Below are 1,275 nucleotides of genomic sequence, written 5' to 3' on the forward strand. Positions count from 1 at the left end.
GGAACGCACTCTGACCTTTTCAAAGAATAATTATATGAAAAGTTAAAAATACTCTAACTTTTCTCTACATAAAGAGCACAGACCGTAAAAAACTCGCTCTTGAAGCTATAAAAAAGCTCAAAAAAGATGAGAGATAGAGAAAAAACTAATAGAATCAATAAAGAATAAAATTCTCACTATTAATATAACTTATTGACCTAATTATTATTGAGTATCCCTTTTTAAAAGAATAGTTTATATGCGTCATTCTAAAAAAAATCATTTGCACTTTTAAATACTCTTATTTTGATTGCTTTAAGATTTTTAATAAATCCCATCTTAAAGTGAATACGCTTCTTTTACATTGGCTTTAAGAGGTTATACCGTAATCTAAAATGATAGCTTTATTGTTTTCAAAAGCTTTGTTGTGAATACTTATATCACTTTACGCTTTTAATTCCCTAATTTTTGAAAAAAATATAAACACCCCCAAAACCCCTACAAAATATATATTACAGGTTGTGTTTATAGAGTGCGTTTAATATAGGTTGTTTAAATTAAAGACCCTTATAAACAAAATTCACAAAAAATTTAAAATTCATTTAGTAAAAAATTGATAGGTTATAAAGATAAAAATACGCATTATGAGAGCGTTTTTTAAATATTATAAATGTATAGATTCAGAAAATAACGCAGTCGTTTTATAAAGCCCATAATATAGCTTTAAAAGCACATAAATATAAAAGAAGCAATTAATAAGCATAATATATTATGAATACACAACGTATTTAAAAAAACAAGAAAAAATATCAAAAAAGACAAAATAAAAATTGACAATAAATACGTATTTTGTTACATAAATAACCAAGTGATGAAAACACTAAGCATGTAGCGAAAAGGTTGCGATAAACCTAATCCTATTATAAAACTGGCTATCTTTTATGCTCTAATTAGCATATATGATGATTTTGTCGGGTGTGGTTATGCTATACAATACTCTTATGAGGAAGGCATAACAACGGACTACATGCCGTGTTTTCAACACCCGGCGCCTTTATAGGCTGTCAATTGAAAACACTAAATCATGTAGGATTTAATTATGACAAATATCTCAAAAACCACCCCCGTTATCTCTTCCATTGCAAATGAAACCGCGCCTGTTAATCAACAAAAGCCTGCAAAAAAATACGAATTTACCAATGAAAAATTCACTTTTGATGGTCTTACTTTACACCGTATACGTGCTCTAAGAGATTTTGATGATGTTAAGGCGGGGGACCTCGGCGGTTTTATTGA

Annotated in this window: 1 pseudogene; it reads left to right on the forward strand. The window is 28.9% G+C overall.

From position 1 onward, the window contains the following. Positions 1–1,078: 1,078 nt before the first annotated feature. Positions 1,079–1,275, forward strand: a pseudogene (locus ACFIJ7_RS09480) (hypothetical protein); the annotation flags it as partial.

Source organism: Bartonella sp. MR100HLJHH, from assembly GCF_042194215.1.
GTDB classification, from domain to species: Bacteria; Pseudomonadota; Alphaproteobacteria; order Rhizobiales; family Rhizobiaceae; genus Bartonella; species Bartonella grahamii.